Raw genomic sequence first — 19057 nt, forward strand, 5'->3', positions numbered from 1 at the left:
CAGTCCGCATGATGCCGGCCTGGCCGTTGCGACCCAGCGGATGCCGCCGATCCACTCCCAGCCCGGTTGGGGCGGCCGGAATTATGCCGCAAATATCTTGCCGGGATTGAAGACGCCCTGCGGATCGAGTGCCTGCTTGAGTTGCCGCATGACCTCGACGGCGGCTGCGCCATTCTCTCGCAGCAATGCGTCGCGCTTGCCCAAGCCGATCCCATGTTCACCTGTGCAGGTCCCACCAACCGAGAGCGCGTGGTCTACCATGGCGTCGTTGATGACTGACGCCTTTTGCCACGAGAGCTTGTCGTCGGGATGGAGAATGAAGAACACGTGGAAATTCCCGTCGCCGACATGACCCAAAATCGGAGCGAAAAGTCCCGATTCCTCGATCATCGTTTGCGCGCGCGAAATGGCTTCGGCCAATCGAGAAATGGGAACGCAGATGTCGGTGATCCAGGCCTGCGCCTCGGGAATCATCGACCGCGATGCCCAAAGTAGATGATGCCGCGCTTTCCACAGCGCGTTTCGCTCTTCCGACGCTGTCGCGGATCTCAGCGTCCCGCCGCCGTTGGCGTCTCCGAGCATGCGAACGATTTCCAATTGCTCGGCAATGGCGGGACCGGAGCCGTGGAATTCCAGAAAGAGGGTCGGACATTCGGGAAGGCCGAGATGGCTCTGACGGTTGCACGCCATCATGGCACTCGTGTCGAGAAGCTCCATGCGTGCGATGGCGACCCCGGACTGGATGGTCTGGATCACTGTATCGACCGCACCCTTCACGTTGGCGAAATCCCAGCTTGCGGAAACGATCTGTTCGGGTTGCCCGTGAAGGCGCAGGGTCGCCTCCACGATCAGGCCCAGCGTGCCTTCGGATCCCGCGAAGAGATGCGTAAGGTCATAGCCAGCCGCCGATTTGCGGGCCCGTGTACCCGTCCGGATCAGCTCGCCGGTTGCCGAAACGACCTTGAGGGCCAGCAGGTTGTCACGCATGTTGCCATAACGCACGGTCGTCGTTCCGGACGCGCGGGTCGCGATCATCCCGCCGATCGTTGCGTTGGCCCCGGGATCGACCGGGAAAAAGAGGCCTGTGGCGCGTAGCTGTTCGTTGAGCTGCTCTCGCGTGACACCCGGCTGGACCACGGCGAGGAAATCTTCCGACGCAATCTCTACGATCTCGTTCATGCGCGAAAAGTCTATGACGAGCGTATCTGATGTGAGGGCAGCGGCGTTCCCCTCGAGAGACGTGCCGGCGCCATAGCCCACAACCGGGACGCCCTGCGCCGAGGCAGCTCGGACGAGCTGGCAAACCTCCTCGATCGAAACCGGCTGGGCCACCAGTGCCGGTAACTCACCCGGATGGTGCCCTTCGCTTTGTGTATAGGCGATGCGAGCGGTTTCAGCGGTGATTAGCCGGTCGCCGAGGAAATTCGAAAGCATGTCGCGCAGATGTGTCATGCCCGCGAATATATCTGGCTTGCGGATGGAGGTAAACTGGTATTATACAGGTATTAACATGCAGCCAGCCGCGCACCCCAGCTCCACCCTGATGTTTGCCGAGGCCAGCGAGGCAGGCCAGATCGTCGCCAAGCAATTGTCGGAAAATGCCGTGTTGGCGAAAGAACTTGCGAAGCTGCTAATGCGCCCCGCAACGCACACGATTTTCACCTGCGCCCGCGGCAGTTCGGATCACGCTGCCGCTTATGGAAAATTCCTCTTCGAGACGCGTCTTCGCAAGACGGTATCGTCGCACCCACCGTCGATGGGTTCGGTATATCGCGTACCTATGGAGCATATGGCGGAGCAACCGTTTATTGTCGTGTCGCAGTCGGGGAAGAGCCCCGATCTGCTGGCGTCCGCCGAGGTGGCGAGAGAGGCTGGGGCGATCGTCATCGCGATCGTCAATGACGAAAACTCACCTCTTGTACGTCTCGCTGACATCGTCATGCCGCTCCGCGCTGGACCGGAGCGAAGCGTCGCAGCAACCAAAAGCTTCATCGCGACGCTTGCAGCCTTCGCCCAAATCATGTCCGAATGCATCGACCGACAAGCATTTGAACCCGTCATTTCTGCGCTGCCCGATCAATTGAGCCACGCTTGGGCCGCGTCATGGGACGAGGCTCTGGCGCCCTTCACGCAGGCACGCAGCCTTTTCGTCCTGGGGCGCGGCCCTTCATTCGGGATCGGGCTCGAGGCGGCGTTGAAGTTTAAGGAGACATGCGGAATTCACGCGGAAGCTTTCAGCACGGCGGAGGTAGCGCACGGCCCGATGGCGGTTGTCGATCGTAACTTCCCTATTCTGGTCTTTCCGCCGCTCGACGAGGCCCGGGCAGGGATGGACGCCTTGCTTGGCTTGTTCGTCGAAAAGGGAGCGATCGTGGCGGGAGCCGGAGCGGTTGGAAAGGGTGCCATCGAGTTGCCCGTCGTCGCAGATATGCATCCGGTGACAGCGCCGATCGCGATGATCCAGTCTTTTTACCGCTTTGCCAATGCACTCGCGATTGAACGGGGATTTGATCCCGATACGCCGCCGTTGCTCAAGAAAGTAACCGAAACGATATGACAAGAAAGGCTCTGATCGGCGCGAGAATTCTCACGCAAAGCGGATGGCGAACAGATCACGCATTGCTGATCGACCGACCGACGATCGTCGATGTCGTATCCGATAGTCGCGTCCCGACTGGGTTTGATCCGGTTCGATTGGGCGGCGGCATGCTCGTTCCAGGCTTTATCGATACGCAAGTGAACGGCGGGGGCGCCGTGCTGTTTAACGAATCCCCGACGATCGACGGGATAAGGGCGATCGCGGAGGCGCACCGGGAATTCGGGACCACCGCAATGCTTCCGACCCTCATCAGCGATGATTTCGACGTGATCGAGCGCGGGATAGCCGCGGTGCGCGGCGCGATCGCGATCGGTATTCCCGGCATTTTGGGAATCCATATCGAAGGCCCCTTTCTGAATGTCGAAAAGAAGGGCATCCACGACGCCTCGAAAATCCGCAAAATGGACGAGCGGGCCGTGAATCTGCTTTCCTCGCTCGGTTTGGGGAAGACGCTCGTGACCCTCGCGCCCGAAACGGTCGCGCCCGATCTCATCGCCGAATTGACGGCTCGGGGCGTCATTGTCTCTGCCGGGCACACGCTGGCGACAAGTGAGGATATGGACCGCGCGATCAGCGAAGGGCTACAGGCTATCACGCATTTGTTCAACGCTATGCCACCGTTAGCTAGCCGCACGCCGGGTGCCGCAGGGGCTGGATTGGCGTCTTCGTTGATCTGTGGCGTGATCGCCGATGGGCACCATGTTCACCCGACTGCAATGCGGGCCGCTTTCCGCGCAAAGGGTCCCGACGAATTGATGCTCGTAACAGATGCCATGCCGACGGTCGGCACGGATATCGATACATTTTTGCTTGGCGAGACCGAGATTTTTCGCGATCGGGGCGCATTGCGTTCGAGAGATGGAACCTTGGCGGGCTCGGACCTCGACATGGCTCGGGCCGTTCGGAACGCTGTTTCGAGCATGCGCGTCGAACTTGCGGACGCCTGCAAGATGGCGAGCGCAACGCCGGCGGCTTTACTGGGGCTGGCTGGCACCTATGGGTGTCTGGCGCCGCACGCTCGCGCGGATATCGTGCACCTCTCCGAAGACATTGAGGTCGTTCGGACCTGGATTGGCGGCGAGTAGTGCGTGCGCCGCAGTCGGCTGATCTCACTTTAGAATTGTCAACGCCTCGTCGACCGCATCGGCCAGAGCGTCGACTTCAGCCAGCGTACTGTACATGGCGAACGACGCGCGGCATGTCGAACTGAAGCCCAGCATTTGATGAAGCGGTTGAGTGCAGTGCGCTCCGGCACGGACGCAGATGCCCTTGCCGTCCAGGATTGCCGCTATATCGTTGGCATGGGCGCTGGCAGAGGCAAACGTCAGGATCGGACCGGGCTTTTCGGTATCGCCAAAGACGGTGATGCCCGGAATAGCCGCGAATCGGGCCCGCGCGTGGCGACCAAGCGCGGCCTCGTGGGCCGCGATACTCGAACGTCCCACACTCTCGATATAGTCGAGCGCAGCGACAAGTCCGATCGCTTCGAGAATTGGGGGCGTTCCGGCTTCGAACTTGTGCGGCGCGGGCGCATATTCGACGTGATTGCGACCTACTGTTGCGACCATCTCGCCGCCGCCGAGCATTGGCGACATGCGCTCGAGCCAGCCTGGCTTGGCATAGAGAGCCCCAATGCCCGTCGGCCCATAAAGTTTGTGGCCGGTGAGAGCATAGAAATCGACGTCGAGAGCCGAGACGTCGATTGCGTGGTGTACTACGGCTTGGGTTCCATCTGCGAGCACAGGAACGCCCCTTTCATGGGCAAGCCGAACAATTGCCTCGAGTGGCGTCAATACCCCGAAAACATTCGACATGTGCGTGACCGCCACAAGGCGCGTGCGATGCGTGATGGCGTCAGCGAAAGCGGCGGGATCGAGATTGCCGAATGCGTCAGGATCGACCCAGCGCAAGACGATGCCACGCCGTTCCCGAAGCATATGCCACGGCACCAGATTGGCGTGATGATCGAGTGAGGAGACAATAATCTCATCCCCCGGTGCAACGATCGCGGCAAAGGCTGATGCCACGAGATTGATCGCCTCGGTTGCCGATTTCGTAAAAATGACCTGCTCTGCACCCGGAGCGTTCAAAAAGGCCTGCAGCCGGGCGCGCGCGCCTTCGTAGCTCGCCGTCGCGAGGCCGCTAAGCCGGTGGGCTCCACGATGGACATTGGCATAACGGGTGAATGCACCGTCGGTCATACTGTCCATCACGCTGCGTGGCTTCTGTGCCGACGCCGCATTATCGAGATATGTGATCCTTCCATACCCCGACAAACCCGCGATTAATGGGAAGTCACTCCTGATCGCATCGGGATTCCAGGCCTTTTGGGCGGGCTCGGGGTGCAGCATACTGAAACCTCCCTCAGATCCGCCCATGCTCCTCGAGCCGGTCGATGTCCGCGTCGGAATAGCCGAGCCATTCCTTCAGCACGTCTCCGCTATGTTCGCCGAGCCCTGGCGCACCGCGGCTGATTTCGGTCGGCGTGCCCCACATTTTGAATGCGGGCGCCTGAAAGGGCACTGATCCCGCGATTGGATGCGGCACATCGACGATCTGTCGGCGGTGAAGAACTTGCGGATTGGTGACGACATCGGCGATCGTCGCGACTTTCTCGCAAGGCACGTCCGCCGCGTGCAGCTTGGCGAGGATATCCGCGCTATCATGCTGTGCGGCCCAATCGTTGATCAGGATTTCCAGCGTGTCCACGTTGGTGTTTCGGGCAACGAACGTCGCATAGCGCGGGTCTTGCGCGATGTTGGGTTGGTCCATCGCGGCCGCGAAGCGGTGAAAATGCTGATCATTGCCCGCGACTACATAGACCCAGCCGCCGTCACGACCGCGAAAACAGTGGGAGGGCGCGAGATAGCGGTCGCGATTACCGAGCCGCGGAGGCAACTCGCCGTTCACGAGATATTCGGGAATGGCGGTAGTCATCAGCGCCAGGCCGCTATCCATGAGCGTTGCCTCGACCACCTGCCCGACACCGGTCTCGTCGCGCGCGCGGACCGCGGCCAAGGCCGCGATCGTCGCGTAGAGTGCCGTCGTATAGTCGCAGACGAACACGCCGGACATCGTCGGCGGTCCGTCGTGTTGACCCGTCATCGACATCAACCCGCTGATCGCCTGCGCTGCCCCGTCGAAACATGGATGCTGCGCCAACGGTCCGTCCTGTCCGAAACCGGTGATCCGGACCAGAATGAGACGAGGATTGCGGGCATGCAGGCTTTCCCAGTCCATGCCCATTGATTCCAGCGTCCCCGGGCGAAAATTCTCGACCAGGATATCGGCTTGCGCCGCGAGATCGGCAAGCAAGGCTTGACATTCGGGGTCGCGAAAATCGACGGCGAAGCCACGCTTGTTTCGGTTGGCAGACAGAAAGAAAAAAGTGTCTCCCGCGATCGCCTCGCCGACACGCCGTCCTTCCTCGCCGCCATCGATGCGCTCGACCTTCACCACATCCGCGCCAAGATCCCCCAGCAGTTGTCCGCAAAAAGGCCCCGCGATGTAGCGGGACATATCGATAACCTTAAGTCCGCTTAAAGCACCGGCCATTTAATCGCCTCCAATCGGAATATTTTAGTAAAAATTGGATGGAATCCTTTAAAAAATATGATAAAGTGCATATTGTTCGGATATATTGTGGCGTAACAGAGGGTTCCAGACATGAGAATCACCTATTTTTCATGGCTTAGATCCAAGACGGGATTGTCTTCGGAGGATATTGAGTTGCCAAATGGTTGTAGAAATATTTCCATGCTCATTGATATTCTTTCTGATCGCCATCCGGATCTCGCTGCGGTCGCCAACGCAGAAGGAAGCCTGCGTTTCACAGTGAACCGGCGTTATGTTGAGCGCGATCATCCGATTCAGCCGGCCGATACTGTTGGACTGTTCCCCCCGGTAACCGGGGGATAAGCTTCTTCTCCGCAGATGGGACATCCGGTTCGCCGCGGGAGTTCGATTTTTTCGATCTCACAGGCGAAGGCATCGTACATCGCCAAGGTGCCCGACAGACTGGGCGCGATTTCGAGCAATTCCTTGATCACCTCGATTGCCTGGAGCGAGCCCATAGCACCCACCGCGGGGCCGAGAACGCCGATCAGGGAGCAGCTTGGTGTAACCTCCGCGTTCGGCCGGTCGGGATAAAGGCAGCGGAAGCATGGGTTTTCGCCCGGCTCGTGCGATTTGAAGGTCGTCAATATTCCGCTGGTCAGCTGGATTGCCGCGCTGACGAGCGTCTTGCCGCTCCGCCGGCAAGCGGCGTGGACCGCGTCGCGTGTATCGAAATTGTCGCTGCCGTCGGCGACCAGATCATATTGCGAAACAAGACGGTCGGCATTCGTTGCGCCGATCGGCTCATCGTGCCGGATCAGTTCGATGTGCGGATTGATATTTGTCAGAGTCCGGATCGCGCTGGCAGTCTTCAGCGTATCGAGCCGGTCGATGCCATGGAGGATCTGCCTGTGCAGGTTCGAGGGTTCGACCACGTCGAAATCCACGATACCCAGCGTCCCTATCCCGGCGCCGGCGAGGTACATGAGGAGGGGAGACCCCAATCCGCCGGCGCCGATGACGAGGACCTTCGATCGGGCGAGCACTTGCTGTCCGAGCAGCCCGATCTCCGGCAGGACGGTCTGCCGCGAATAATATTCGCCAATCTCTCGCTGCGCATTCAAAGCGCTGCCTCCGCCGATTCGCGAATCCGCTGCTTCAACGAACGAAGGCCCGAAGCACGGCTGGGCGCGAGTGTGAGGATCAGAGTATCGACGGCCCCGGAGTCGTGCCGGACGATCTGGTCCGGGCGCTTCCCCTCGTAAATCTGGAGGATGACGGCAAGCAGTCCGCGCATCACCAGCGAGTCGGAATCGGCGCGAAACGTCATGATCTGGCCGTTGAGTTGGGCCTTGAGCCAGAGCTGCGATTGACAGCCGTGAATGCGGGTGACCGCGTTCTTGTCGCCGTCTGGTAAGCCATCGAACGCGCGCCCCATATCGATAAGGCGCGCGATTTGCCCCGACACGTCGCCGGCCGCTGCAAACTCGCACGTCAGCGCCCGTGCGGCGGCCTCGATCGGATTGCAGGCCGTGTCCTCGCTGGCTTCGGTCACGACACGCGCTCGGCTGCGGCGACGCGGCCGCCGGGCATTGGGTTCGGCACCCCCGTCGTTTCTGGAAAACTGATCGGAAGATCGTGAATCTTGCGCATCGCCAGAAAGGCAAAACATTCGGCCTCGATCGCATCACCGCGTAAGCCGACCGCCTCGGCGGCGAGGGCCTGGACGTCAGCGCGCCTGGCGAGCTCCGCCATCAATGTCGGATTTTTCCGACCGCCACCGCAGACGATCAAACGATCGGGCCGCACCGGTAGCATGTCTAGCGCCTTGCCCACGGTTCCGGCGGTGAAAGCGGTCAGAGTCATAGCGCCGTCGGCGAGTGAGAGCCCGTCGGCGAGCGCTCCGGTGAAATCGAACCGGTCGAGCGACTTGGGCCAAGTTGCAGAAAGGAAGGGATGAGCCAGCAGCGTCTGGAGCCGTTCCTCATCCGCACTGCCTCTAGCGGCAACCCGGCCTTCCAGATCCATTTCGCCGGCGCCATGCGCGGTGATCCAGTCGTTGATCGGCCCCACGCCAGGTCCAGTGTCGAAACCGATGACCTCGCCGTCCGTCCCGGCCCAGCTGAGATTGGCGACGCCGCCGAGGTTGATGATGGCCGTGTCCGAGCCCGCCCCCAAGTGCTTCAGGAGCGCGTGATGATAGGAAACAGATATGGGCGCGCCATGTCCTCCAGAGCGAATGTCGTCGGTCCTGAAATCATAGACGACATCGATGCCGGTGCGATCGGCCATCAATCGGCCATTCCCAAGTTGGCGGGTATTTCCCTTCCGGCCGTTGTCTGGCGCCTGGTGCAGCACCGTCTGGCCGTGGAAGCCGATCACCCGCACGGAGTTCCGCGCGATGCCGTGCTCATCGAGAAAACGCACCACAGCATCGGCTTGCGCCAGTGTCAGCGCCTCTTCCGCCTCTGCGAATATCCCGGGTTCGGCTCCGTCGAAGCGCCATGCGAGAGCAGCATCGAATGCCTTCGCTATCAACTCCTGCAGAGAGTCGGGATAAGGAGAGAGCGACCAGGGGCCAAATTCCGCAATGTCGCGCCCGTCGGTTCGAACCGCCGCAATGTCGATGAAGCCGTCAATGATCGTCCCGGTCATCAATCCGACTGCCCAGTCGCTTCTGTTCATACGATCAACTCCTCAGGCGATTTCCGTCAGCTTCGATTGTCCGCGCTGTTTGTGCTTCGGAAGCACGTCGCCTTCCGGCTTGCGACAGGTCGAGCAATGGCCAACGCATGCGCGCCCCGCGGATTCGAGCATGCGGCGAAATGCCACCGCGCGGTCGACCACGGCCTCGGGCGTCTCGTCGAAGAGATTGCCGACGACGCCCGCCCTGCCGTGACTGATGACACAAACCGAGACCTTGCCGTCGGGTGCCAGGCAAAGGGTATGGCCGGCCCAGAAACAGGACCCTCCGGGGACGGGTAGGTTCGGGTTGATGTCCTGCAACATCCGGTCGTAGAGGGTCTTGTCGCTTTCGAGGTCGCCGATTTCAGTCACATTGCTGTGCGCCCCGCCCGGAAGGAGGGGGGTAACCTTCACATAGTCGTCGACGCGGCCGAGCAGTTCGACAAACTCGGGGTCATAGGCTTCCTCGGTTTGGTTGAGATCGATCTGATACACGCCGATGGTCGCAAAACGGCGATCGTCGCCGCGCATGTCGAGCAACCGTCGGAGCCCGCCCATTGTCTTGTGGAAATTGCCTTGCCCCCGGTTCAGATCGTGCGAGCGGGCATTGCCACCATCAAGCGAGACGAAAATTTTGTGCGTGTAAGGGACCGCCAGAATCTCCTTCACGCGCTTGGCAGTGAGCATCGTGCCGTTGGTGTGCCACTGGAGTGGCGCGTCAGGAAGCAGCCGACGGGTTATCGCGAGGAGCTCGTTGAAACGCGGATTCATCAAGGGCTCGCCGCGCCAGTTGAGATGGATTCCCTTGACCTCAAGCGTATCTGACGCGGCGAGCCGCCCAAGCGTCTCCTCGAGTTGCGACGGCTCGAGATCGAGTTTGCCATGACTGAACTTTGTATAGCAAAGGCGGCAGGCGAGGTTGCACCGGCTGGTTGGATCGATCCAAAGCCAGATCGGATGCACCATGTTCGTCGTACTTCTGATATCCAGAACGTCACGCATGGCATTTCTCCTCGTTATTTATATAATATGCATTGGCGTTTTCTAACTAGGGACTTTGAAATATTTTGATGAATATAAACTATTTCGGATAGTATATTGGAACGCACCAATGATTATTAGTAGCCCATTCAGTGTTAGGAAGACTGATCGAAGAATCAAATATTTCATGGCATGGCAACTCATATACCCGACCCGTTGTCTGTGGTATCTCGTCAAATACGATATACTTATAGTATCCGCTTTCCATACCATTGGGCATCTGCACGCGATTTGGATAGCGCAAGTCCAGGACCTCGCGCGCGTATCGTTGTTTCCAGCTGACGATTTCGGGCATCCTGCGCATCTGCACGACACCGAGTGCGGCCCGAAATTCATCGAGCCTGTGGTTCATTCCTTGAATTTTATATCGCGAACCGCGCCCGTAATCGCGGAAGGATCGCACGTGCCGCTCGAGATCGGGATTGGCTGTGACCGCGACGCCGCCTTCTCCGGTCGAGATGGTCTTCGTCGCATAGAGCGAGAAGATGCCGGCATCCCCGAATGCGCCCGGCTTCACGCCGTTCCACTCGGCTCCGACCGCATGGGCGCAATCCTCGATGAGCGCGATTTGATTGGCCCGGCAATATTCGGCGATACGGTGAATATCGAATGCGATGTGCCCGCCGATGTGTACGATGTAAGCGAGCGCCGGCTTATGCCGCTCAGCCTTCTCGACGAAGTCCGTGTACGAACCGCACAAGTCTTCGCGATTGCAGTCGTAGAATTCGACACTTGCCCCGGCACGCAGCGCCGATCGCGGGGTCGCAAGAAATGTGTTGGAAGGACACAGGACGGTCTTGCCGGCCACCTGGAAGAAATCGAGAATGGCGGCCGCGGCGCCGGCCCAGTTGTCGAACCCAATCGCTGGCAGTTCGTTCCACGCTTTCCAGGTCGCCTCGAACTCTTCAAGTTCGGCGCCATGGCTCCAGTGATTTCCACGCAACAAGCCGCGCCAGCGACGGATCACCTCATCCTCGTCTCGCGGATCGAAAGCGACGCTAAACGGAAGGGGCGACGGGTGTGCGATATCGCCACTCATAGTAGACTGTCCTCCGCTTCCATGCCCAGCAGGCTCGCTCCGAGCGACTGCCCGAACGGCTGGAACTGATTGGCGGCGTGCTGCCGAGACGCTTGGATGTCGGCAAGCAGGCGGCCGAACGGCGCATCGGAGGTCAGACCGCTCGCACCCGCCGCGACAAAAATCCGGTGCATGAGTCGACAGCAGCGTTCGGCGGTGCGCGACGCCTGCAGCCGCAATATCATGCGGGTTTGGAGCGGGAGGTTTCGGCCCTCCGACGCGGCCGCCGACAGTTGGCGGATGCCGTCACGCAATATGCCCAGCATTTCTTCGATGTCCGTTGCGACTTCGCCGACCGTTAGGCGCACTTCAGGATTCCCGGCGACGCGTTGCCCGGTAATGTCCGTGCGTAGCGAATTATGGTCGATAAGAGCCGCGAGGCCGCTGCGTAGCGCTCCGATCGCCGGGACCGACACCACGCGGAAAAGCAGTTGCGGAAGAGGGATGCGATAGAGCGGCGCTCGATTGACCTCGAGCCCGGGGCTCATTCCAAGGAAGCGCTCTCTTATGCCGTGGATGCGATGGGTTGGGACGAAGCAGCGTTCGATTGACAAGTCCTGACTACCGGTTCCGCGCAATCCGGTCGCGCGCCATGTCTGCAGGATCTCGACATCGTGCCGCGGCACGAGGAAGATGACGGGCTCAATCTCGCCCGCCCGCTCAAGGCGGGCGCCGAGCAGGAACCAGTCTGCATAGTCGGCGCCGCTCGCGAATCGCCATCTGCCGCTCAGCTCGTAACCGTCGCTGGTCAATATTGCTTTTCCGGTCTGCATGTAGCTGCACGCCATGAGGGCGCCCGGGTTCGCATCCCAGACATCCGTTTGCGCCTTTGCTGGGAAGAGCGCGAGATGGAAAGCGAGGACGCCCATCACGCCGGCGAGCCAGCCGGTTGACATGTCGGTCGCCGAGATCTCGATTTGCTTGTCGAAAAATGCTGCGATGTCAGCTTCGCCGCCGCCAAAGCGCCGCGGCTGCAGGGTGCGAAACAAGCCCTCGCTCCGCATCGCATCGAGAATGACCGGACTGATGCGGCACAGTGCATCGCCTTCGGCGGCGTGTGCGGCGACGATCTCGCAAAACGGCGAAGGCGCGCTGGAAATAAATTCCGAAGCGGACCCTTTGTTTGTACCGCTTTCGCGGTCTCGACAAGTCATGGGCATCCATGTCCTCCGCCGATTTGTGCGCGTCGCGTCACAATGCTAGGCTAACCCCAGGTTAGTTACCACATTTGATACAACTTGTTACCCGGTCTATAAGTGGTATTGTTCTTTCGAGTCAAGCGGCGCAACTGCAGCTGACGCTCGCGAATCCCGCGACAAGGGCTTCTCATCCGGGTGCTTGCGGGTAGCGGAAGGATTTTCAAATGGTCGATTTTTCCCTGAAAGCCGCGGCCATCGACAAAGAGCAGCTCGGCGCTCGCGGTCGAGCCATGACCGAGCTTGGATTGCCCGTGAATCTCGAGCTGCATACGTTCGGCGCGCGCGACATCGACTCGCGTGACAGCTTCAAGACCGCGATCGCGAATGTGGAGCGGTTCAAAGCAGACCATTCGGTGAATGGACTCGTTGTCCACGTCCCGCTGCAATCCGTCGCCGTGGTGACCTCGCGGGACTTCGACGCCGACCAGTGCCTACGGAGCATCGAGTTCGCCGACCGGGTTGGTGCGGATGCGATCGTCCTCCATCGCTATTGGGGGCTGGTATTCGGCGAGGGCGCGCCGCGAGCCGTCGACAAGGCCTCCGCCGAAATAGCCTTCAACGAGGTCATCAGGGATCTGGCCGACGCTGCAAGCGGCAAGCGTCTACTTGTCGAGAATGTCGGCCACTATTCATTGCTGCCGCGCGATGGCAGGAACTATCTCTCTGGTCCCCTGGACCATTTTTTCCCTTGGGAGATCGCTCGCTTCCGCGACTTCGTGCGGCAGGAGGGTCTCGACAATGTGGAACCGTTCGTCGACGTCGCGCACGCCGCGCTGTCTTCGAACCTATTCAACCGAAAGAGGGTGGCCTATTCCTCGCTTCGGGATGACCCTAGGTTCGCGTGGATCAGCGAGGAAGACCTTCAGGAGGTCGAGTGGCTCCACCCCTTCGATTTCGTGGACAGTGACATGCCATATCTGCATGCTTCGGACGCGATCCTGCTCGACCGCGACCAGATCGCAAAGGATGCGCTCGACGAAGCGGTGTTGACGCGATCGATAGTCAGCGAGGGGCTCGAGGTCGGTTCGGGCTCGCTGCCCTTCGAGAGGCTCCCGGACCGCTTTGGCCGTACGGGAACTATCGTGCTGGAGGTCGATCCGGCGGTGGGAGAAAGCCATATCGAAAACGGCGCCCAGCGCCGATCATTGGGGGCGCTTCGGGAAATCTACAGGAAGCGGACTGGCGGCCAATGTGCGGGCGCAGAGATGGGCGCCGCCGTATCGCTCTGATCCGCATGGCCATATGACAGGGTGCAATAGCAGTCGGGATTTGCCGTCTGCGGCCGGTCCACCGCGCCGAGATTGCGGCTGACTAGGTCGAGCTGCAGCCGCTGAAACTTAGGGTCGAAACGGCCCGTCAGCCATCCGATTGCAAATCCGGCGGCGAGAGTTCCGGCGGTCGTCGTGATGTAGCCGACAGTGTCGATCTGGGGAATTGCTGACAGGATTGGGTCGTGCCGCACGCCCGCCGCGGCCGCCTTTGCAACCTGAGTCGCGGCGTCGAGACGCGCGCCAGTTGGAAGCAATTCCTGCTCGACGCGCAGCGGGGAAATCATCCCTCGGCAAACCGGACAAGGGTCCGCGGCCAAGAAGCGGACAATCTGCACCAGTTGGCCAGTTACGACGCCGTCGGCTCCCTCGATCAGCCCGCCGCAGTCAATCGCCGGTACAAGATAGCGGGAAGCGATGTCCGCAACGGCCATTCGGCTCGAATGTTGATCAGTGCAGCCCATCAGAAGGTCAGCCTCAACGACCAGGTCGACGATCTCGCGCTGAGGGAGGCGGCCGACCACGGCACGGACCTCACAATGCGGTGCGAATTCAGCAACTGAGCGTTTGGCGACAAGGGCTTTCGGGGTGGCCGCCTCAACGTCGGAGGGACGGCTGCCGTGCAAGCGTTCAAGATTAGAAATGGTGACATGATCGCCATCTATGACAATCAGACGGCCGACGCCGGCGCGGGCCAGAATTGGTATCGCCGCAGAGCCTGTGCCGCCAGCGCCGATGAGTGCGACGGTAGCACGGGCGAGGCGCTGATAAGCTTCCAGTCCGAACGCACTCGTCATCCGCGCCACGCTTTCCGGTGGCTGCGGTGGTGGGGCTGGCCGCTCGCCGCCCGGCCATGCGACGACTTGGGGCATCCGCTCGGCCGCAACGCGATCTATCGCGCGCCATTCTCCATCGATTAGAGCCCTACCGCCAACAGCAATATCGCTTCCGTCGTACGAAAGGATCAAGCTGACGAAGGGGCGACCAGTAAGAAGACTCCCCAGATAGTCCGCCAAGTAGGCGTCCATCTCTTCATCGACCTTGCTCGGCCGAGGCGGCAGACCTCGCGGATGGGAATGGATGAATCCGACCGCGAGTTGTCCGGATTGCGCCAGCTTCGCGACTCGCCGCAAGTAGGGATGATTGATCCGAACATTGCCGTCCCCCCAGCCGATCTCGCCGACCTCTGGAGCGATTAATTCGGCGAGGGTGAAAACAGTGGACGCCGCGGTATCGCGCATACCGAACAAGGCGAATGCGCCGCCTTCCAAGGGGTCGGGTGCATCGAGAACGGTCGCGATCAACCTTGCGAGTTCGGGTTGCGCTAGGCGGAGCAGCGCGCGTCCGTTCGCATGTATCATGCGGCGCCGCCCATGATGAATTGGCGCGTCACAAGAAAACTCAGTCCATCAGCTGCGGCCAATGTCTCTTCGAGGGCGACTTCTTTCAGTCCGGCTGGCGTCTCGAGTTCGATGACGACGTTATCCAGCGGGACCCCGGCCATCCTGGCGACCTGCGCGGCGGGTAGGGGTGCGGGGCCGATCTCGTGAGGGTGATTGTTAATATGGATTCGATACGTTTTTTCAGACGGCATGCAGAATCCTCCGTTCCGTCGGTCCATTCGACTGCTTTCGCACGTCCCGGATTGACCTAATACCAGATTGTAACCAATTTTAGCAGCGGCGCAATCCGTCGGAAATGCAGCGACGGCGACCGAACCACGATGGTCACGCCGCAAGATCCATTAGATGCGCCAGAATGGCCGGAACGGAAGGCGGATCGCATAATTGGCCCTTGTGTTGCGGTCCCGGGCCGGGCATCAGAATGGCGATGCGGGGCGCGAAAATCGACACAGTGGTATTTGACCTCGACGGGACGCTTGTCGACACGGCCCCCGATCTCATCGCTGCGCTCAATCATTCGCTGGAAGTCCTCGGCCGGCCGGTCGTCGAGCCGATGCTCGTTCGGTCCCTTGCCGGCCACGGCGCGCGCGCGTTGCTGTCCGCAGGACTCACGCTTAGCGGAGATGCACCGGAAGAACTGATCACACGAGCCATTCCGGTGTTCCTGGAACATTATGCCGACAATATTTGTACCTTTTCGGCGCCCTATCCGGGGCTGGAACTCGCGCTCGAAGAATTGCGAATCGAAGGCTTCAGGCTCGCGATTTGCACCAACAAGCCTGAGGAACTTGCCAATCATCTGGTCGAAGCGCTCGGCTGGGCCGGTATGTTCGACGCAATTATCGGCGGCGACACATTGCCTGTCCGAAAACCCGATCCGCGCCCGTTGCTCACCGCGATTACGCAGGCGAAAGGGGCCAAGGCCATTTATGTTGGAGATTCGGCGGTCGACGTCGAGACAGCGAGAGCGGCTGCGATGCCGTCGATTGCGGTAGGCTTCGGATTTTCCGACGTGTGCGCCAGCCAGCTTGGTGCGGATTTGCACATCGATCATTTCGACATGCTCCCCAGCGCCGTGCGGTCTATCATTGCACCCGCCAGGTCGAATGCACAGCGCGCAAGTTTCGACCTCGGCCCTGGTCAGGCGACTGTCGCCGTCTGAGCCTTGTATAGCTTTCCGGCCGCAGTCGGCCTTGGCGCGCCCGTCGTTTTTGGGAAGGTCACTGGCAACCCCCGAACCGAGCGCGCCGCGATGAATCCGATGGCTTCGGCTTCGATGAAGTCTCCGCGCAGCCCGAAATCGTCCGCGCTTTCGCAGTCGCCGAGGACCTCTCGCAAGGCCTCCATTATAACGGGATTATGTCGCCCGCCGCCACAAATGATCCAAAGTGCCGGTCGCTCGGGAAGCTGCTGTGCGCCCAGCGCCACGGACCGGGCGGTGAACGCGACCAACGTCGCCGCTGCGTCGGCAGCCGAGAGATCATTCACAATATCGAGTGGAAAGTCATAGCGATCCAACGACTTCGGCCCTTCACGTTCGAAATAGGGATGCGCCAGTAAATGGCTCAGCACAGTCTGATTGATCTCTCCGCTCGCGGCCAGCGCTCCGCCATCATCATATCGCCCAAGACCTCGTTTTTGGACGGTAAGATCGAGCATCCCATTGCCCGGCCCGGTATCAAGTGCGATGATTTCTTTATCGCTGCCGATGAATGTGAAATTCGCGACGCCGCCCACGTTGAGAAAGGCGATCGGGCCCGACTTGCCGATCTTCTGGGCAAGAGCGGCGTGATAGATGGGGACAAGAGGCGCGCCCTCTCCGCCGACGGCCATATCGGCTTGGCGAACGTCCGCGACAACGTCGACGCCGAGCGTATTGGCAATTTTTTTCGGGTCGCCAATCTGGATCGTCAATCCGCGATCGGGCCGGTGCAGGACAGTTTGACCATGATAACCGATTAATTCGATCGTACCGGCTCCGGATTTGGAGAGAAGTTCACGCGCACAGCGAACGTGCGCATCGACGATGATATCGTCGGCCTCCTCCAAAAGTTTCGATTCGGCCGTGCCGGTCGCTACAAACTGCTCGGTGGCTTCTTTGACGATGGCGCGCTCTTCAGTCGAAAAGGAGGTGAGGTGCGTCGGACCAAAGTCGTGAATCTCTTCGCCATCGGAGCTCAAAATGGCCGCATCGACGCCATCAAGCGACGTCCCGCTCATGAAACCAAGAATGCGCATCTCTCGCTCCCCTAACCGTAGTCGACGTTGCACGCTTGCTACCACTATGATACCACATCATCAAGCTACGATATCGGCCAGCGCGCACGAGGCCGACCGCACGTCTATTTAGTGGAGCCGAGATGTTCAACGTCCGTTTGGCGGAAACCCGATCCGGAGCAACGGCAAATGAGGATTTGGTGGGATATACGGACGCCGCGGCTTGGGTCATCGATGGAGCCTCTGGCGCTGGTGAGAACGTCGTCTCAGCAGTCAGCGATGCGCAGTGGTTCGCGCAGCGGGTCGATGCGGAGCTGCGCGATCTTCTGGCTAGCGAACCAACAATGCCCTTCGAGGATTTGTTCGGCACCGTGGTCGACCGCTGCCGGTTGGACTATTCAACGCTCGCGCGGCGCCCGCCCGCGGGGCGCCATGAATTGCCCTGCGCGGCGATAGCTTTTGTCCGCGCCCTGCCCGAAAAAGTTGAACTGGCAACGCTCGGAGACTGTCGGATTGCTTACCGGCCCCTTGGCGGCGAAGCATTCGCCGAACATGGAGACGGCGGCAATATCGGGCCTTTCGAGCAGCGCACCATAGCGCTGGCTCGATCGATCGTCGCCGAGCACCCAGGAATCTCCACGGCCGAGCTTTTTCAGGAGTTGCGGCCGCAACTTGTCCGAAATCGAGCTTTTATGAATGTCGATGGCGGCTATTGGGTGCTTGGTCTCCAAATGGAGGCAATCGAGCGCGCCGATCGCGCCGAATTGCCCGTCGACGACTGGGCGATCGCCTTAGCGAGCGATGGCTTTCTACGCCTCACCGATATGTTTGGCCGACTGGGGGTGTCCGATCTGCTTTCGATCAACAGTCGCGAAGAATTCGAGGAATACTATTCCCAACTTCGCACGCTCGAGCAAGTCGATGGGTCGCTTCGCAATCATCCGCGCGCGAAAATCTCCGACGACGCGAGCTTCATGCGGATCGACATGTATACCAATAGCGTGCCAAATGGTTGAAGCGAACGACCCAAAAATGCTAATGAGTGTTCATCGTTAGGGCCAGCAGCAACGGAAAAATGCGAGCGATTCTCTCATCGCCTGCTTCCTTGACAATGAACAGGAAAGGACTGGAAATGCGAGACAAGCTTGCCGGGTTGAAGGAGAGCAATGCACCGCTCTATCTTCAGTTGGCGCGCAATCTTCGCGAGCATATCGAAAGCGGAGGGGTGGAACCGGGCGAACCACTTCCATCCGAACGCGAATTATCGGAACGAATGGGCATGTCCCGGGTCACGATCCGGAAGGGCATCCAGAAGCTCATAGAGGAAGGATTGCTTTTTCGCCGGCACGGTTCGGGGACATATGTCACCGAACGCATCCTGGCACGCGGCGCAACGCTGACGAGCTTTTCCGAGGATGCGCGGTCGAGGGGCGATAATCCCGGCGTTGTGTGGATGATGCGCGCTTACGCCAGCGCCACCGACGAGGAGGCGGTCGCTCTCGAGATTCCGATCGCCACCAAGGTGGCTAGGCTCGCGCGTGTGCGTCTTGCGAACGGCGAACCACTGGCAATAGAGCATGCCGTCGTCCCCGCGGAGTTTCTTCCGAATTTGGACGCCGTCGGCGACTCGCTCTACGCAGCGCTTGAGGCCTCGGGGGTTTTTCCTGTGTCCGGAACACAACGTATCTGCGCCGCTCTAGCGACGCCAACCGAAGCTGGAATGCTTTCGATTGCGCAGAGTTCGGAAATATTGCGCATCGAGCGCCTGACCCGTGATGCGAAAGGGACGCCCGTCGAATTCACGAGGTCTGCATATCGCGGCGATCGATATGAATTTGTCACCGATATCGCCGCAAACGCTGCGCCGAAATCGCGACGCGACTCTACTGGACTTTCGTGAAGCACTGACAGGGCCGTCTAGCACTACTTTGGCAGAAGTTTGATTGTCTCTTCACGGAGGCGGTGACCGCATTGGGGGCAACAGGCAGGCGGCGGCCTGGATAGGTGATCAA

At 60.2% G+C, this 19057-nt stretch carries 19 protein-coding genes; 7 read left to right on the forward strand and 12 right to left on the reverse strand.

All coding sequences use genetic code 11. From position 1 onward, the window contains the following. Positions 1-81: 81 nt before the first annotated feature. Positions 82-1452, reverse strand: a complete 1371-nt coding sequence (locus J2X38_RS22830) for an FAD-binding oxidoreductase (RefSeq protein ID WP_039575622.1) — start codon at positions 1450-1452, stop codon at positions 82-84. On the opposite strand from J2X38_RS22830, the gene J2X38_RS22835 reads away from it, so the two are divergent. Continuing rightward, positions 1451-2557, forward strand: coding sequence for an SIS domain-containing protein (locus J2X38_RS22835; protein WP_310257667.1), 1107 nt, complete (start codon positions 1451-1453; stop codon positions 2555-2557). The two genes, J2X38_RS22830 and J2X38_RS22835, sit on opposite strands and share 2 nt — an antisense overlap. Continuing rightward, positions 2554-3684, forward strand: coding sequence for an N-acetylglucosamine-6-phosphate deacetylase (nagA, locus tag J2X38_RS22840; RefSeq protein WP_081997373.1), 1131 nt, complete (start codon positions 2554-2556; stop codon positions 3682-3684). The genes J2X38_RS22835 and nagA overlap by 4 nt, the downstream gene beginning before the upstream one ends. 24 nt (positions 3685-3708) lie before the next feature. Here nagA and J2X38_RS22845 read toward each other — a convergent pair whose 3' ends face one another. Together J2X38_RS22845 and J2X38_RS22850 are read right to left on the reverse strand one after the other, a co-directional pair. Beyond that, complete coding sequence (locus J2X38_RS22845) at positions 3709-4950, reverse strand: cysteine desulfurase (RefSeq protein ID WP_039581079.1); 1242 nt, start codon at positions 4948-4950, stop codon at positions 3709-3711. A gap of 13 nt (positions 4951-4963) precedes the next feature. Next, positions 4964-6154: a CaiB/BaiF CoA-transferase family protein gene (locus J2X38_RS22850; protein ID WP_039575616.1), complete on the reverse strand. Its 1191-nt coding sequence runs from the start codon at positions 6152-6154 to the stop codon at positions 4964-4966. A 111-nt stretch (positions 6155-6265) separates the two neighbouring features. Here J2X38_RS22850 and J2X38_RS22855 point away from each other — a divergent pair, with 111 nt between their 5' ends. After that, the gene (locus tag J2X38_RS22855) at positions 6266-6517 is read left to right on the forward strand and encodes a MoaD/ThiS family protein (protein WP_081997372.1); all 252 of its coding nucleotides are present in this window, start codon (positions 6266-6268) and stop codon (positions 6515-6517) included. Here the strand turns inward: J2X38_RS22855 and J2X38_RS22860 are convergent. The 6 genes from J2X38_RS22860 to J2X38_RS22885 all read right to left on the reverse strand — a co-directional run bounded on the left by J2X38_RS22860 (position 6469) and on the right by J2X38_RS22885 (position 12118). Next, positions 6469-7278: a HesA/MoeB/ThiF family protein gene (locus tag J2X38_RS22860; protein ID WP_039575614.1), complete on the reverse strand. Its 810-nt coding sequence runs from the start codon at positions 7276-7278 to the stop codon at positions 6469-6471. The two genes, J2X38_RS22855 and J2X38_RS22860, sit on opposite strands and share 49 nt — an antisense overlap. Further along, complete coding sequence (locus J2X38_RS22865; RefSeq protein WP_052208308.1) at positions 7275-7709, reverse strand: SufE family protein; 435 nt, start codon at positions 7707-7709, stop codon at positions 7275-7277. Before J2X38_RS22865 ends, J2X38_RS22860 begins: the two co-directional genes overlap by 4 nt. Continuing rightward, a complete protein-coding gene (locus J2X38_RS22870) occupies positions 7706-8839 on the reverse strand; it encodes an anhydro-N-acetylmuramic acid kinase (RefSeq protein ID WP_039575612.1) in 1134 nt (377 codons plus the stop codon). The genes J2X38_RS22865 and J2X38_RS22870 overlap by 4 nt, the downstream gene beginning before the upstream one ends. Before the next feature lie 12 nt (positions 8840-8851). Next, positions 8852-9841 carry a radical SAM/SPASM domain-containing protein gene (locus tag J2X38_RS22875; RefSeq protein WP_081997370.1) on the reverse strand — a complete coding sequence of 330 codons (990 nt, stop codon included), beginning with the start codon at positions 9839-9841 and terminating at the stop codon, positions 8852-8854. 79 nt (positions 9842-9920) lie between these two features. Continuing rightward, positions 9921-10919: a DegT/DnrJ/EryC1/StrS family aminotransferase gene (locus J2X38_RS22880; RefSeq protein WP_039575608.1), complete on the reverse strand. Its 999-nt coding sequence runs from the start codon at positions 10917-10919 to the stop codon at positions 9921-9923. Beyond that, the gene (locus J2X38_RS22885; RefSeq protein ID WP_081997369.1) at positions 10916-12118 is read right to left on the reverse strand and encodes an acyl-CoA dehydrogenase family protein; all 1203 of its coding nucleotides are present in this window, start codon (positions 12116-12118) and stop codon (positions 10916-10918) included. The genes J2X38_RS22880 and J2X38_RS22885 overlap by 4 nt, the downstream gene beginning before the upstream one ends. Before the next feature lie 203 nt (positions 12119-12321). On the opposite strand from J2X38_RS22885, the gene J2X38_RS22890 reads away from it, so the two are divergent. After that, positions 12322-13386 (forward strand): TIM barrel protein, encoded by a 1065-nt coding sequence (locus J2X38_RS22890; RefSeq protein ID WP_039575604.1) that lies wholly within the window; start codon positions 12322-12324, stop codon positions 13384-13386. Here J2X38_RS22890 and J2X38_RS22895 read toward each other — a convergent pair. Both J2X38_RS22895 and J2X38_RS22900 read right to left on the reverse strand, forming a co-directional pair. After that, positions 13323-14786, reverse strand: coding sequence for a ThiF family adenylyltransferase (locus J2X38_RS22895; RefSeq protein WP_081997368.1), 1464 nt, complete (start codon positions 14784-14786; stop codon positions 13323-13325). The genes J2X38_RS22890 and J2X38_RS22895 overlap by 64 nt on opposite strands. After that, a complete protein-coding gene (locus J2X38_RS22900) occupies positions 14783-15019 on the reverse strand; it encodes a hypothetical protein (RefSeq protein ID WP_148309128.1) in 237 nt (78 codons plus the stop codon). Before J2X38_RS22900 ends, J2X38_RS22895 begins: the two co-directional genes overlap by 4 nt. A 230-nt stretch (positions 15020-15249) precedes the next feature. On the opposite strand from J2X38_RS22900, the gene gph reads away from it, so the two are divergent. Next, positions 15250-15990: a phosphoglycolate phosphatase gene (gph, locus tag J2X38_RS22905; protein WP_167702733.1), complete on the forward strand. Its 741-nt coding sequence runs from the start codon at positions 15250-15252 to the stop codon at positions 15988-15990. Here gph and J2X38_RS22910 read toward each other — a convergent pair. Next, positions 15969-17066, reverse strand: coding sequence for an anhydro-N-acetylmuramic acid kinase (locus J2X38_RS22910; RefSeq protein ID WP_039575593.1), 1098 nt, complete (start codon positions 17064-17066; stop codon positions 15969-15971). The genes gph and J2X38_RS22910 overlap by 22 nt on opposite strands. 122 nt (positions 17067-17188) lie before the next feature. Here J2X38_RS22910 and J2X38_RS22915 point away from each other — a divergent pair, with 122 nt between their 5' ends. Together J2X38_RS22915 and J2X38_RS22920 are read left to right on the forward strand one after the other, a co-directional pair. Continuing rightward, a complete protein-coding gene (locus J2X38_RS22915; RefSeq protein ID WP_081997367.1) occupies positions 17189-18061 on the forward strand; it encodes a protein phosphatase 2C domain-containing protein in 873 nt (290 codons plus the stop codon). Between the two features lie 116 nt (positions 18062-18177). Then, positions 18178-18945: a GntR family transcriptional regulator gene (locus tag J2X38_RS22920; RefSeq protein ID WP_052208979.1), complete on the forward strand. Its 768-nt coding sequence runs from the start codon at positions 18178-18180 to the stop codon at positions 18943-18945. The last annotated feature ends 112 nt before the right edge of the window (positions 18946-19057 follow it).

This window comes from Sphingopyxis sp. BE235 (genome assembly GCF_031457175.1).
Taxonomy (GTDB): Bacteria; Pseudomonadota; Alphaproteobacteria; order Sphingomonadales; family Sphingomonadaceae; genus Sphingopyxis.